The sequence below is a fragment of the Azospirillum ramasamyi genome, assembly GCF_003233655.1.
Lineage (GTDB): Bacteria > Pseudomonadota > Alphaproteobacteria > Azospirillales > Azospirillaceae > Azospirillum > Azospirillum ramasamyi.
The window spans coordinates 460,590-474,477 of record NZ_CP029833.1 but is presented as its reverse complement, the minus strand read 5'-3'; the positions used below and the strand labels follow the sequence as shown (position 1 = coordinate 474,477).

At 72.6% G+C, this 13,888-nt stretch carries 13 protein-coding genes and 1 riboswitch; of the genes, 11 read left to right on the top strand and 2 right to left on the bottom strand.

What is annotated here, in order from left to right:
- Positions 1-111: 111 nt before the first annotated feature.
- Positions 112-334, top strand: a riboswitch (cobalamin riboswitch).
- A 42-nt stretch (positions 335-376) separates the two neighbouring features.
- The 8 genes from DM194_RS24395 (at position 377) to cobJ (ending at position 9,442) form a co-directional block, all read left to right on the top strand.
- Entirely contained in the window at positions 377-565 is a 189-nt protein-coding gene (locus tag DM194_RS24395) for a CbtB domain-containing protein (RefSeq protein ID WP_111070180.1), read from the top strand.
- Positions 566-575: 10 nt separating this feature from the next.
- A complete protein-coding gene (locus DM194_RS24390) occupies positions 576-1,331 on the top strand; it encodes a CbtA family protein (RefSeq protein WP_111070177.1) in 756 nt (251 codons plus the stop codon).
- A gap of 13 nt (positions 1,332-1,344) precedes the next feature.
- Positions 1,345-2,406, top strand: coding sequence for a cobalamin biosynthesis protein CobW (cobW, locus tag DM194_RS24385; protein WP_111070174.1), 1,062 nt, complete (start codon positions 1,345-1,347; stop codon positions 2,404-2,406).
- 165 nt (positions 2,407-2,571) lie between these two features.
- A complete protein-coding gene (gene cobN / locus DM194_RS24380) occupies positions 2,572-5,988 on the top strand; it encodes a cobaltochelatase subunit CobN (protein ID WP_111070171.1) in 3,417 nt (1,138 codons plus the stop codon).
- Complete coding sequence (gene cobG, locus DM194_RS24375; protein WP_111070169.1) at positions 5,985-7,310, top strand: precorrin-3B synthase; 1,326 nt, start codon at positions 5,985-5,987, stop codon at positions 7,308-7,310. The genes cobN and cobG overlap by 4 nt, the downstream gene beginning before the upstream one ends.
- A complete protein-coding gene (locus tag DM194_RS24370; RefSeq protein ID WP_111070166.1) occupies positions 7,303-7,941 on the top strand; it encodes a precorrin-8X methylmutase in 639 nt (212 codons plus the stop codon). Before cobG ends, DM194_RS24370 begins: the two co-directional genes overlap by 8 nt.
- Positions 7,938-8,687 (top strand): precorrin-2 C(20)-methyltransferase, encoded by a 750-nt coding sequence (locus tag DM194_RS24365; RefSeq protein ID WP_111070164.1) that lies wholly within the window; start codon positions 7,938-7,940, stop codon positions 8,685-8,687. Before DM194_RS24370 ends, DM194_RS24365 begins: the two co-directional genes overlap by 4 nt.
- Positions 8,684-9,442, top strand: a complete 759-nt coding sequence (gene cobJ, locus DM194_RS24360) for a precorrin-3B C(17)-methyltransferase (RefSeq protein WP_111070162.1) — start codon at positions 8,684-8,686, stop codon at positions 9,440-9,442. Before DM194_RS24365 ends, cobJ begins: the two co-directional genes overlap by 4 nt.
- 101 nt (positions 9,443-9,543) lie before the next feature.
- Here cobJ and DM194_RS24355 read toward each other — a convergent pair whose 3' ends face one another.
- Positions 9,544-10,326, bottom strand: coding sequence for a cobalt-precorrin-6A reductase (locus DM194_RS24355; protein WP_246024575.1), 783 nt, complete (start codon positions 10,324-10,326; stop codon positions 9,544-9,546).
- Between DM194_RS24355 and cbiE the strand changes: the two genes are divergently transcribed.
- Genes cbiE through cobM form a run of 3 tightly spaced genes read left to right on the top strand, consistent with a single transcriptional unit; the run spans position 10,325 to position 12,782 of the window.
- Positions 10,325-11,578 carry a precorrin-6y C5,15-methyltransferase (decarboxylating) subunit CbiE gene (gene cbiE, locus DM194_RS24350; RefSeq protein WP_111070160.1) on the top strand — a complete coding sequence of 418 codons (1,254 nt, stop codon included), beginning with the start codon at positions 10,325-10,327 and terminating at the stop codon, positions 11,576-11,578. The genes DM194_RS24355 and cbiE overlap by 2 nt on opposite strands.
- Positions 11,566-12,024 carry a cobalamin biosynthesis protein gene (locus tag DM194_RS24345; protein ID WP_111070158.1) on the top strand — a complete coding sequence of 153 codons (459 nt, stop codon included), beginning with the start codon at positions 11,566-11,568 and terminating at the stop codon, positions 12,022-12,024. The genes cbiE and DM194_RS24345 overlap by 13 nt, the downstream gene beginning before the upstream one ends.
- Positions 12,021-12,782, top strand: a complete 762-nt coding sequence (gene cobM, locus DM194_RS24340; RefSeq protein ID WP_111070156.1) for a precorrin-4 C(11)-methyltransferase — start codon at positions 12,021-12,023, stop codon at positions 12,780-12,782. Before DM194_RS24345 ends, cobM begins: the two co-directional genes overlap by 4 nt.
- On the opposite strand, the gene DM194_RS24335 is transcribed toward cobM, so the two are convergent.
- Complete coding sequence (locus DM194_RS24335) at positions 12,761-13,870, bottom strand: cobalt-precorrin-5B (C(1))-methyltransferase (protein WP_111070305.1); 1,110 nt, start codon at positions 13,868-13,870, stop codon at positions 12,761-12,763. The two genes, cobM and DM194_RS24335, sit on opposite strands and share 22 nt — an antisense overlap.
- Between the last annotated feature and the right edge of the window lie 18 nt (positions 13,871-13,888).

The window sequence follows — 13,888 nt, the reverse complement described above, 5'->3', positions numbered from 1 at the left end:
GAATCGCGGACACTCTGTCCGCAAAACATGACACCATCCAAATTGTCGGCGTGCAAGATCATACGTGTGGTAGACGCCATAATGCGGCCTTGCCAAACCGCCATTGCACTGCGATGGTGACCGTCCGACGGTGCCCCGCCCGTCCTGACGGACGGTGGGGATAATAGGGAATGCGGTGCGGATCTCCCTTGCACGGGGTCCAATGCCGTGGCTGCCCCCGCAACTGTGTGCGACGAGCGTTCCATCCATCATGCCACTGGCCTTCGCGCCGGGAAGGCGGACGGCGACGCGACGACCCGCGAGCCAGGAAACCTGCCGCCGGACACGATAGGCTCCCAACCCCGCCGGGTGTGGCGGGACAGCAAGGAATCGTTCCATGGCCACCCGTTTCCTCCACACTGCCGCCGGTTCCGCGACCCGCAGCGCCGCCCAGACCGCGACCGCCGCCTTCGCCGCGATCCTGCTGGGCAGCTTCCTGCTGTACGGCGTCGGCTTCGCCCAGCCGCAGCAGATCCACGACGCGGCCCACGACGCCCGCCATTCCTTCGCGTTCCCCTGCCACTAAAGCCGGGGTCATGGATCTGATCCGGCGGCTGTTCACAGCCGCTTTGGTCGCGGGCGTGCTTTCCGGCACGGCCGCTTCCGTCGTTCAGCAGGCGACGACCGTCCCGCTGATCCTCGAAGCCGAGAAATACGAGGTGGTGACTCCGCCTTCCGCCCCCGCCGGTGCTGCCACGGAATCTCACCAGCATGGCCCCGTCCGCGAGGTCGGCGAAGGCGTGCCCGCCACGCTGGGCGAGGCGGTGCAGCGCATGGGCCTGACCATCGTCTCCAACCTGCTGACCGGCGTGGCCTATGCGCTGCTGCTGTCGGCCGCGATGCTGCTGGCCGGTCGGCCTGTCGATGCGCGGCGCGGGCTGGTGTGGGGGGCAGGCGGTTTCGTCGCCATGTCGCTGGCGCCCTCCTTCGGCCTGCCGCCTGAACTGCCGGGCATGGCCGGCGCCGATCTGGAGCTGCGCCAGCTCTGGTGGCTGGCCGCGGCGAGCGGGGCCGGCGTCGGCATGGCGGCGCTCGCCTTCTCCCGCAACCGCTTCGTCATCACCGCCGCCGTCCTTGCCGCCGCCCTGCCCCATCTGGTCGGCGCCCCCCACCCCGAAAGCGCCGAGGGCGCCGTCCCGCCGGAACTCGCCGCCCATTTCGTCACCGCCGCGCTGGGCGCTTCCGCCCTGTTCTGGGCGATCCTGGGCGCGGCCTGCGGCTGGCTGATGAGCGGACTGGTCGGCGAGACCGATTCCCGCCCAGCCCTGCGGCCCCAGCCCGGCGCGCGTTAAGGAGCCACGTCACATGTCCGCCCAACCCAAGACAGCCGTCGGCAAGGTGCCGGCGACCGTCATCACCGGCTTCCTCGGCGCCGGCAAGACCACGCTGATCCGCAGCCTGCTGGAACAGGCCGAAGGCCGCCGGCTGGCGCTGATCATCAACGAGTTCGGCGATGTCGGCATCGACGGCGACATCCTGCGCGCCTGCGGCAACCCGACCTGCACCGAGGACGACGTGATCGAGCTGGCGAACGGCTGCCTGTGCTGCACCGTCGCCGACGATTTCGTCCCGGCCATCGAAAAGCTGCTGGCCCGGCCGGAGCCGCCCGAGCATATCGTGATCGAAACCAGCGGCCTGGCCCTGCCGAAACCGCTGGTCCAGGCCTTCCATTGGCCGGCGATCAAGACCCGCGTCACCGTGGACGGCGTCATCGCCGTGGTGGATGCCGCCGCCGCCGCCGAGGGCCGCTTCGCCCCCGATCCCGCGGCGCTGGAGGCCCAGCGCGGCGCCGCCGGAACCGTCGACCACGAAACGCCGATCGAAGAGGTGTTCGAGGACCAGCTGCTCTGCGCCGACCTGATCGTCGTCAACAAGACCGATCTGGTCGACGCCGTCGACCTCGCCCGCGTCGAGGATCTGATCCGCGGCGCCCTCTCGCATACGGTCGGCCGCGACGCCAAGCTGGTCCGCGCCTCCCAGGGGGCCGTCGATCCGCTGGTGCTGCTGGGCGTCGGAGCGGCGGTGGAGGACGACCTCGCCAGCCGTCCCAGCCACCATGACGAGGAAGAGGGCCACGACCACGACGACTTCACCAGCTTCGTGGTGGAACTGCCGCCGCAGCCCGATCCCGCCGCTCTGGCGATGACCCTGGAGAAGGTCGCCGGCCTGCATGGCGTGCTGCGCCTGAAGGGCTTCATCGACGTGCCCGGCAAGCCGATGCGCCTGCTGGTCCAGGGCGTCGGCACCCGCATCCAGACCCATTACGACCGCCTGTGGAAGCCCGGCGAGGAGCGCCGCAGCCGTCTGGTGGTGATCGGCGAGAGCGGGCTGGACCGGGACGCCGTGACCGGGGCGGTTGTCGGGTAACTGATCGCCGCGTATAGCCCCCACCCCGACCCTCCCCCGCCGGGCGGGGGAGGGAGATTGGTGATGCTTTTCCAAACAAGCGCTTAGGTTCCCTCCCCTGCTCAGCGGGGGAGGGTCAGGGTGGGGGAAAGTGTCCCCACTCCTTGAACGTATCCGCGGACACCCATGCACCTGCTCGCCGCCCGCCAGGACGAACTGGACGCCGGCCCCCAGGCGGAAGACCTGGGACAGACGCCCGCCGACCTCGTCATGCTGTCTTTTTCCGACAGCGACCTGACCGCGCTCGCCAGCGCCTGGCGGGCCGGGCGCGAGCGGCTGCCCAGCCTTCGCCTCGCCAACCTCAACCGGCTCGGCCATCCCCTGTCGGTCGATCTCTACGTCGACACCATCGTCGCTCAGGCGAAGCTGGTGGTCCTGCGCCTGCTCGGCGGCAGCGGCTATTGGCGCTACGGCCTCGATCGCCTGTCCGCCCTCTGCCGCGAGCGCGGCATCCCGCTGGCCGTCCTGTCGGGAGAGGCCCAGCCCGACCCGAACCTGACCGCCTACGGCACCGTCGCCCCCGAAGCGGCCGACCGCCTCTGGCGCTATTTCACCGAGGGCGGCCCCGCCAACATGGCCCAACTGCTGGCCTGCGCCTCCACCCTGGCCGGCACGCCCCTGCCCCACGAGGATCCAGCCCCCGTCCCGCGCTTCGGCAGCTATGACGGCTGGCACGGTCCCTCCGCCCCAGAAGCCCCCGCCGAAGCTCCGGTTGCGGCGGTCGTCTTCTACCGCTCCCACCTGCTGGCCGGCGACCTCGCCCCGATCCACGCCCTGTGCGACGCGCTGGCCGCACGCAGTCTCGCCCCCCGCCCGCTGTTCGTCGCCAGCCTGAAGGAGCCGGACTGCGCCGCCTGGATGCGCGCCAGCCTGACCGCGCAGGACGCCGCGGTCGTCGTCAACACCACCGCCTTCTCCGCCGCACGCGAGGACGGCTCGCCGCTGGAGGCCAACGGCAGCCCGGTCCTGCAGGCCATCCTCTCCACCACTCCCGAAGCCGGCTGGCAGGCCTCATCGCGCGGGCTGGGTCCGTCCGATCTCGCGATGAACGTCGTGCTGCCGGAGATGGACGGCCGCATCATCGCCCGCGCGATCGCCTTCAAGGCGGCGGGGGAGCCGGACCCCGACCTGCAATTCGCCGCCCCGGCCCTGCGCCCGATCCCCGGCCGGGTGGATTTCACCGCCGACCTCGCGGCGAGCTGGGTCCGCCTGTCCCGAACCGCTCGGGCGGAGCGGCGGCTGGCGCTGGTGCTGTCCGATTATCCGGGGCCGGGCGGCGGCATCGGCCATGCCGTCGGCCTCGACAGCCCGGCCAGCACCGTGGCGATGCTCCGCCGCCTGTCCGCCGAGGGCTACAGCCTGTCCGCCATCCCGGACACCTTCTTGGATGGGGGCGCCGCGCTGATGGCCGCCCTTACCGCCGCGCCGACCCCGACCCTGTCGCTGGCCGACTACCGCCGCCTCGCCCCGCCGGACCTGCGCGCCCGCATCGCCGAGACCTGGGGCGAGCCGGCCGCCGATCCCGCCTGCCGCGACGGCGCTTTCGCCTTCCGCGTCCTGTCCTGCGGCAATGCCGTGGTGACGGTGCAGCCCAGCCGCGGCCACGGTTCCCTGACCACCGCCCAGCACCACGATCCAGACACCCCGCCCAGCCACGGCTATCTCGCCTTTTACCTGTGGCTGCGCCATGTCGTGGACATCCATGCCCTGGTGCAGATCGGCGCCCACGGCACGCTGGAATGGCTGCCGGGCAAGGCGGTGGCGCTGTCGGCCGATTGCTGGCCGGAGATTGTCGGCGGCGCCCTGCCGACCCTCTATCCCTTCATCGTCAACAACCCCGGCGAGGGCGTGCAGGCGCGCCGCCGCCTGGGCGCCGTGCTGGTCGGCCATCTGACCCCGCCGCCGGTGGACTCCGGCCTCTACGGCGAGCTCGCCGCGCTGGAAAACGCCATCGACGAGTATTCGCAGGCGACCGGGCTCGACCCGCGGCGGCTGGGCATGCTGCGCGAGACGATCCTCGACCTCGCCTGGAAATCCGGCGTCGCCGCCGACTGCAACCTGCGGCCCGACGACGATCCCGACGCCATCCTGTCGCGGCTGGACGCCCATCTCTGCGACATCAAGGAATTGCAGATCCGCGACGGACTGCATGTCTTCGGCCACAGCCCGACCGGCGAGCGCCGCGACCGTCTGACCGCCGCCGTCGCCCGCTCCGCCGATCCGGCCATGGTCGCCGCCGCGGTGGACGCCTGCGGCGAGGCGGAAATGCGGGCATTGCTCGACGGGCTGGACGGCCGCTTCGTCCGCCCCGGCCCCGGCGGTTCGCCGGCCCGCGGGCGGGCGGACACGCTGCCGACCGGGCGTAACCTCTATGCCCTCGACCCGCGCGGGGTGCCGACGCCGACCGCCTGGACGCTGGGCTGGCAGGCGGCGGACGCGCTGATCACCCGCTATCTCCAGGACCATGGCGATTGGCCGCGCCGGCTGGTGGTGGATTGCTGGGGCACCCCGGCCATGCGCACCGGCGGCGACGAGCTGGCCCAGGCGCTGGCCCTGCTCGGCGTCCGTCCGATCTGGGAGAACGGCTCCGGCCGGGTCACGGGATACGAGATCATGCCGGCCGGCGTGCTCGGCCGGCCGCGGGTCGATGTGACGCTTCGCATCTCCGGCCTGTTCCGCGATGTCTTCCCGCAGCAGATCGCCCTGTTCGACCAAGCGGTGCGCGCCGTCGCCGGGCTGGACGAGCCGGACGACACCAACCCGCTTGCCGCCACCGCGCGGGCCGAGGAACGGCACCTCGCGGCATCCGGCGCCGACGCGGCGGACGCCCGCCGCTGGGCCACCGCGCGCATCTTCGGCGCCGCCCCCGGCATCTACGGCACCGCGCTGTCCGGCATGATCGCGCGCGGCGACTGGACCGCAAGGGCCGATTTCGGCGCCGCCTATCTGGAGGGGGGCTGTCACGCCTATGGCGCCGGGATGGAGGGGGTGCCGCTGCCCGCCCTGTTCCGCCGCCGTGTCGGCGGCGCCGACGCCCTGGTCCACCACCAGGACCAGCGGGAGCATGACGTGCTGTCGACCGACGGCTTCATGCAGTTCGAGGGCGGTTTCGCGGCGGCGGCGGCGCTGGAGGACTCCGAACCGGCGCTCTACCACCTCGACAGCGCCGATCCGGGCAAGCTCGCCGTCCGTACGCTGGCGGAGGAGATCGCCCGCACCCTGCGCGGCCGGGCGGCCAACCCGCTCTGGATCCGGGGCATGATGCGCCACGGCTATCGCGGCGCTGCCGAGCTGGCGGCCGGCGTCGATACGCTCTTCGCCTTCGCCGCCACCACCGACGCCGTACGCCCCGCCCATTTCGACCTGCTGTACGACGCGTACATCGAGGATTCCGAGGTGTGGGACTTCCTGTCGCATGCCAACCCGGCGGCTGCCCGGCACATTGTGGCACGCATGAGCGAGGCGCTCGACCGCGGCCTGTGGCACCCCCGCCGCAATTCCACCGCGGAGGATCTGCGGCGCCTCCGGGAGACCGCCGCATGAAGCCCCCTGCCGCCAACCAGCCGAGACGCCGCGGCACCTGCCCCGGCGTGCTGGCGCCGATGCAGGTCGGGGACGGCTTCCTGCTGCGCGTCCGCGTCCCCGCCGGTGTGCTGCCCGCCGGCCATGCCCGCCGCATCGCCGAGTTGGGGGAGCGTTACGGCAACGGCCTGATCGACCTCAGCCATCGCGGCAACCTGCAGCTCCGCGGTGTTCCCGCCGACGCGCTGGACCCGGTGACCGACGCCCTGCGCGGCATGGGCTACGTCTCCAGCGACGCGGCGAGCGAGGCGGTGCGCAACGTCCTGTGCTCCCCCACCGCCGGGCTGGACCCCGCGGCGGCGATGGACGTACGGGCGGTTGCACGTACGCTCGACGCGCGGCTGGCGGAGGATAAGGGGCTGCACGGCCTGCCGCCGAAATTCGGCTGGCTGGTCTGCGGCGGCGGGATCGGCCATCTGGCGGAGAGCAGCACGGACATACGCTTCGACGCGGTGGACGGCGAATGGTTCCGGGTGTCGCTCGGCGGCACGCTGGCGAAGGCCGCGCCGCTGGGCCTGTGCCGGGCGGCGGATGCGGCGGATGCGGCGTCGGCGCTGGGCCGCGCCTTCCTGGAACTGCGCGCCGCCCTGCCGGAGCCGCCGCGCCGCATGGCCGGTCTGGTCGCGGCAATCGGCACCGAAGAAATCGGCAAGCGCCTCGCCCCGCTGCTGTCCCCTCTCGCCCCCATGGAGAGGATCAAGGGGAGGGGGACGCATCTCATGGATCGCTTCGGCTCGGCCGCCCCCCCTTATCCCGACCTTCTCCCCGGGGGGGAAAAGGAGCAAGCCCCGGCAATGGTGACGGCCTTCCCCTTCGGGCGCCTGACCTCCGCCACCCTCGCCGCGCTCGCCGCCGCCTGCGCCGAGATCCGCATCAGCCCCTGGCGCGCCCTGATCCTCGTCGCCCCCTCCCCCGATGCCGAAACCATCGCCGGCGCCCGTGGCGCCATCCTGTCGCACAGCGACCGCCGGCTGAAGCTGACGGCGTGCAGCGGGGCCGGCGGCTGCGATGTCGGAACCACCGACACCCATGCGGCCGCGCTCGCCATCGCCGACCGCGCAGGCCCCTTGCTGGACCATGTGCGAATGGTGCATGTGTCGGGCTGCGCCAAGGGCTGCGCCCATCCCGCCATCGCCGATGTCACCCTGACCGCCCGAGACGGCGTCTATGACGTCGCCCTGAACGCCAAACCCGGTGATGCCGCCCCGCACATCGGCCTGTCTCCCGCCGACGCCGTGGCCCGCGTCGCGGAACTGTTGACCGAGGAGTCCACCGGTGCCTGAGCCGCTCTACGACTATATCCGCGACGGAGCGGCCATCTACCGCCAGTCCTTCGCCACCATCCGGGCGGAGGCCGACCTGTCCGCCATCCCCGATGACCTGAAGCCGGTGGCGGTGCGCGTCATCCACGCCTGCGGCATGGTCGATGCGGCCGGGGATCTGCTGTTCTCCGCCGATGTCGGCGCCGCCGCCCGCGCCGCCCTGCGATCCGGCGCGCCGATCCTCTGCGACAGCGAAATGGTCGCCCATGGCGTGACCCGCGCCCGCCTGCCGGCCGACAACCCGGTGATCTGCACCCTGCGCGATCCCGCCGTGCCCGATCTGGCCAAAAGCCTCGGCAACACCCGCTCCGCCGCCGCGCTCGACCTGTGGGGCGACCGGCTGGGCGGTTCGGTGGTCGCCATCGGCAATGCGCCGACCGCCCTGTTCTACCTGCTGGAGATGCTGGCGGCCGGTGCGCCGAAGCCCGCGGCGATCCTGGGCTTCCCCGTCGGCTTCGTCGGCGCGATGGAAAGCAAGGAGGCGCTGGCCGAGAACCCCTTCGGCGTGCCCTATCTGGCGATCCGGGGCCGGCGCGGCGGCAGCGCCATGGCCGCCGCCGCCGTCAACGCGCTGGCGAGCGACGTCGAATGAGCGGCGATACCCTCACCCTCCCCACCCCCGGCACCCTGTTCGGCGTCGGCGTCGGCCCCGGCGACCCGGAACTGATGACGCTGAAGGCAATGCGCATCATCGGCGCCTGCCCGGTCGTCGCCTATTTCTGCAAGCGCGGCACCCGGGGCCAGGCCCGCCGCATCGCGGATCAGGCCATTCCGCCCGACCGGATCGAACTGCCGATGGTCTATCCGGTGACGGTGGAGCTGCCGCCGACCCACCCGGACTATGGCCGCCAGATCGAAGCCTTCTTCGACGAGTCCGCCGAGCGCATCGCCGGGCATCTCGCCGCCGGCCGCTCCGTCGCGGTGCTGAACGAGGGGGATCCGTTCTTCTACGGCTCCTTCATGCATCTGTTCCTGCGGCTGTCCGGCCGTTTCGCGACGGAGGTCATTCCCGGCGTCACCAGCATGGTGTGCAGCGCCTCGCTGCTGCCGCGCCCGCTGACCCTGCGCGACGACGTGCTGTCGGTGATCCCCGGCACGCTGGACGAGGAGTCGCTGGTCCGCGCGCTGACCGCCGCCGATGCCTGCGTGGTGATGAAGCTGGGCCAGAATTTGCCCAAGGTCCGCCGCGCCATCGCCGCCGCCGGGCTGGCCGAGCGCGCATGGTATGTGGAACGCGCCAGCATGGAGGAACAGCGCTTCATGCCCTTCCTGGAGGCGCCGGACGTCGCCCCCTATTTCTCCCAGATCGTCATTCCGGGCGAGGGCAGGCGGGGATGACCGGATGGCTGAAAGTTGTCGGATTGGGGCCCGGTCCCGAGGACTGGCTGACCCCCGAGGCGCGGCGCGATCTGGCCGAGGCCACCGACCTCGTCGGCTATTTCCCCTATGTGGAGCGCGTGCCGCCGGGGAATCAGCTGCGCCACGCCTCCGACAACCGGGTGGAACTGGACCGCGCCCGCTTCGCGCTGGACCTAGCGGCGCAGGGAAGACGGGTGGCGGTGGTGTCGGGCGGCGACCCCGGCATCTTCGCCATGGCCGCCGCCATCTTCGAGGCGCTGGACGATCCCGAGGCGCCCGAAGCGTGGCATGGGGTTCAATTGTCGGTCGATCCCGGGGTTTCCGCCATGCAGGCCGCCGCCGCGCGGGCCGGGGCGCCGCTGGGGCATGATTTCTGCGCCATCTCGCTGTCCGACAACCTCAAGCCGTGGGAGGTGGTGCTGAAGCGCCTGCGTCTGGCGGCGGAGGCGGATTTCGTCATCGCGCTCTACAACCCGATCTCCCGCGCCCGGCCCTGGCAGCTTGGCGCCGCCTTCGACGCCCTGCGCGGCATCCGCGCGCATGACACCCCCATCGTGCTGGGCCGCGCCGTCGGCCGCCCCGACGAGGAACTGACCGTCACCACGCTGGGCGAGGTGCGGGCGGAACAGGCGGACATGCGCACGCTGGTCATCATCGGCGCCTCGCACACCCGCTTCGTCGCGCGGGCGGACGGCGGGCGCTGGGTCTACACGCCCCGGCATTATCGGGGGTGAAGGTGAGTGCGACGGCAGTGCTGGCAGAGATGCCAGCGACCAACCCACCGCGAGTAACCCTCTCCCCCAGGGAGGAGAGGGGAAATTCGCGAAGGAAAGTGTCAGCCCACCCCCTCCAGCCACCCCACCGCCGCATCCACGCCGTGCAGTTCCGCCACGCCGTTGCCCGCCGGCCGCTCCACCATCACCACCGGCAGGCCCAGCGCGCGCGCGGCCTCCAGCTTGGCGTCGGTGGCGCGTCCGCCGCTGTTCTTGCTGACGATCGCCTCCACCCCCTGCCCGCGCATCAGCGCCAACTCGCCCTCCACGGTGAACGGCCCGCGGTCGAGGATCAGGCTCATGCGCGGCAGGGCCGGCAGCGGCTCCGGCGGGTCCACCGCGCGGATCAGGTAGCGCTTGTCCGGCGTCGCCTCGAAGGCCGCGACCTCCTGCCGGCCGATGGTCAGGAAAACGGTGTCGCCCAGATCGCGCAACGCCAGCGCCGCGGCGGCCATGTCCGGCACGCCGACCCAGCGGTCGCCCGGTCCCGCCACCCAGGCCGGCCGGGTCAGGACACGCAGCGGCACACCAGCCAGCGCGCAGGCCGCGGCGGCGTTGGCGGAGATCTGCGCTGCAAAGGGGTGCGTCGCGTCGATCACGGCACCGATGCCCTCGGCGCGCAGATAGCCGGCCAACCCCTCCACCCCGCCGAAGCCGCCGATGCGGGTGGGCAGCGGCGGCAGCACCGGGTTCTTCGTGCGGCCGGCCAGCGACACGCGGGCGTCGATGCCGGGATGGCCGGCCAGCCGTTTCGCCAGCGCCGTCGCCTCCGTCGTGCCGCCCAGGATAAGCGCCTTGACCATCTCCCCCACCCCACCCGTCAGGATCGGCGCCATGGATAGCATGGGAACGGCCCGCTGGCTCAGCATCGTCGGCATCGGTGAGGATGGCTGGGACGGTTTGCCGCCCGCCGCACGCGCGGCGGTGGAAAGCGCCGCGATCCTCTATGGCGGCAGCCGCCACCTCGATCTCGTGCCGGCCGTTGCGGGGCAGGAACGTCTGTCCTGGCCGTCGCCGATGACCGACGCCTTCCCCGGTCTGATCGCGCGGCGCGGACAGCGGGTCTGCGTGCTGGCGAGCGGCGATCCGTCCTGGTACGGGGTGGGCGCCACCCTGTCGCGGCTCGTTCCGGCTGCGGAAACGACGATGATACCGGCGGCATCCGCCTTCAGCCTCGCGGCCTCCCGGCTGGGCTGGCCCTTGCAGGACTGCCGCTGCCTGACCGTCCATGGCCGCCCGCTGGAGCTTGTCGTTCCGCATTTGCAACCGAACGCCAAGCTTCTGCTTCTTTCCTGGGACGGAACGACCCCGGCGAAGCTCGCCGCTCTGCTGCGCGCCCGCGGCTTCGGCGCCTCGCGCCTGACGGTGCTGGAGGCGATGGGCGGAGCGCGGGAAGGCCGGCTGGAGGCGACCGCCGAAGCCTGGACCGAGGAGCGCACCGCAGACCTCAACACCATCGCGCTGGACTGCGCCGCCGCCCCCGGCGCCCGCATCCTGCCGCTGGCCCCCGGCCTGCCCGACGACTGGTTCGAGCATGACGGGCAGATCACCAAGCGCGAGGTGCGCGCCGTCACCCTGTCCTTCCTGGCGCCGCGCCGGGGCGAGCTTCTGTGGGATGTCGGCGCCGGCTCGGGCTCCATCGGCATCGAATGGATGCTGCGCGATCCCGCCAACCGCGCCATCGCCGTCGAACACCACCCGGAACGCATCGCCCGCATCCTCGCCAACGCCGCGGCCCTCGGCGTGCCCGGCCTGACGCTGGCGCGCGGCAAGGCCCCGGCGGCGCTGACCGGGCTGGATTTGCACGGGCTGGAGCGGCCGGACGCGATCTTCATCGGCGGCGGGCTGACGACAGAGGGCGTGCTGGCGACCTGCTGGGACGCCCTGCCCCCCGGCGGCCGGATCGCCGCCAACGCGGTGACGCTGGAAAGCGAGGCGGTGCTGTTCGACGCGCATAAGCGGCTGGGCGGCGAGCTGACCCAGATCGCGGTCGCCCGCGCCTCGGCGGTCGGCGGCTTCCGCGGCTGGCGCGCCGCCATGCCGGTCACGCTGTGGCGGGCCGAAAAGCCCCATGCGGAGGGCACATGGACCGCATGACGCCCGACTCCCTGCTGTTCGGCCCGGTCTTCGTCGGGCTGGGCTGCCGCCGCGGCTGCGGCTGGGAGGAGATCGCCGCCCTGGTCGCCGTCGCCTTCGACGAGGCGGCCCTGCCCGACGCCGCGCGCCGGCTTGCCGCCCTCGCCGCCCCGGCGATGAAGGCCGACGAGGCCGGATTGGCGGAGGCCGCCCGCGCGCTCGGCCTGCCGCTGCGCTTCATCGCGGAGGACGCGATGCTGGCGGCGCAGGACCGCGTCCACACCCGCTCCTCCACCGTGCTGGCCGCGGTCGGGCTGGCGTCGGTGGCGGAGGCCGCGGCGCTGGCCGCCGCCGGGCCGGGATCGCGCCTGCTGCTGCCGCGCCGCTCGACGCCCCGCGCCACCGTGGCGCTTGCCTTGCCCGCAATCGCCCTGATTTCCGACGCTTTTTGGGGAACCCGTTCATGACCGTCCATTTCATCGGTGCCGGACCGGGCGCTCCCGACCTGCTGACCCTGCGCGGACGCGACCTGATCGCGCGCTGCCCGGTCTGCCTCTATGCCGGCTCCCTGGTTCCGAAGGAGATCATCGCCCACGCCCCCGCCGATGCCCGCATCGTCGACACCGCTCCGCTGACGCTGGAGGAGATCGTCGCCGAGTTCCAGGCCGCCCATGCCGCCGGCCGGGACGTGGCGCGGCTGCATTCGGGCGACCTGTCGGTCTACAGCGCGCTGGGCGAGCAGACCCGCGCGCTGCGGGATCTCGGCATTCCCTACACCATCACCCCCGGCGTGCCGGCCTTCGCCGCGGCGTCGGCGGCGCTGGGGCGGGAACTCACCCTGCCGGAGGTCAGCCAGACGCTGATCCTGACCCGCACCGAAGGCCGCGCCTCGGCCATGCCCGCCAACGAGACGCTGGAGGTGCTGGGCGCCTCGGGCGCCACGCTGGCGATCCACCTGTCGATCCACGTCGTCGACCGGGTGGTGGAGCGGCTGACCCCGCTCTACGGCGCCGGCTGCCCGGCGGCGGTGGTCTACCGCGCCACCTGGCCGGACGAACGGGTGCTGCGCGGCACGCTGGCCGACATCGCGGCGCAGGTGGCGGCCTCACCGATGGAACGCACCGCGCTGATCCTGGTCGGTCCGGCGCTGGGCCATGAGGAGTTCCGCTGCAGCGCGCTGTACGACGGCAGCCACGTGCGGCGCTATCGGGGATTGGGGGAGTGAGCAACCCCGACGATGCGCCCCTGCCGGTCGGTGACGAGCACCTCGACGGCGACCGGTGCATCCTCCAGCACATCCTGCGCGGCGCGGCGGGCCAGTTCCGCCACATGGTCGGCCAGCGGCAGGCCGGCGGCGTCCGCCATGCCAAGCACCTGCGCCGCCGTGTTGGCGCCGCGCGCCCGGGCGATCAGGTCCGGCCCGGCGCCCAGCTCCGCCAGCCGCCCGGCCAGCCAGTCGAAATCCACGCTGTTGCGCTTGCTGTGCAGATCCATCAGCCCGCGCGCCAGCTTGCCGAACTTGGCGAAGCCGCCGCACAGGGTCAGGCGGGGAATGGGGTGCCGGCGCAGGTATTTCAGCGTGCCGCCGGCGAAATCGCCCATGTCGATCAGCGCCTGTTCGGACAGGCCATAGCGCGCCACCACCGCCTTTTCCGACAGGTCGCCGGTGCAGGCGGCGACATGGCTCAGCCCGGCGGCCCGCGCCACGTCGATGCCGCGCTGGATCGACGCGATCCAGGCCGCGCAGGAATAGGGCACGACGATCCCCGTGGTCCCCAGGATCGACAGCCCGCCGAGGATGCCGAGCCGCCCGTTCATGGTGCGCCGGGCGAGCCGCTCGCCATTCTCCACCCCGACCTCGACCACGAGATCCGCGGGCTGTCCTGCCTCGGCCGCCGCCTCCCCCACCGCCCGGGCGATCATGCTGCGCGGCACCGGGTTGATCGCCGGTTCGCCGACGGCCAGGGGCAGTCCGGGCAGGGTCACGGTGCCGACGCCGGGGCCGGCGCGGAAACTCACGCCGCTGCCGGGGGCGCCGCGCCAGACCCGCGCCCGCACCAGCGCGCCATGGGTCACGTCGGGGTCGTCGCCGGCATCCTTGACCACGCCGGCCGCGGCCCAGGGTCCGTCCGACCCCTCCCCCCGCTCCGTCACCGCCAGCGCGAAGGCCGGGGTCTGGCCGCCGGGCAGGGTCACGGTCACCGGGTCGGGGAACTCCCGGCCGAACAGAGCGTCCGCCGCCGCACGCGCCGCCGCGGTGGCGCAGGTTCCCGTCGTCCAGCCTCGGCGCAAGGGTGTAGCATGCTCCGACATGCCGGAACCCTCCGCACC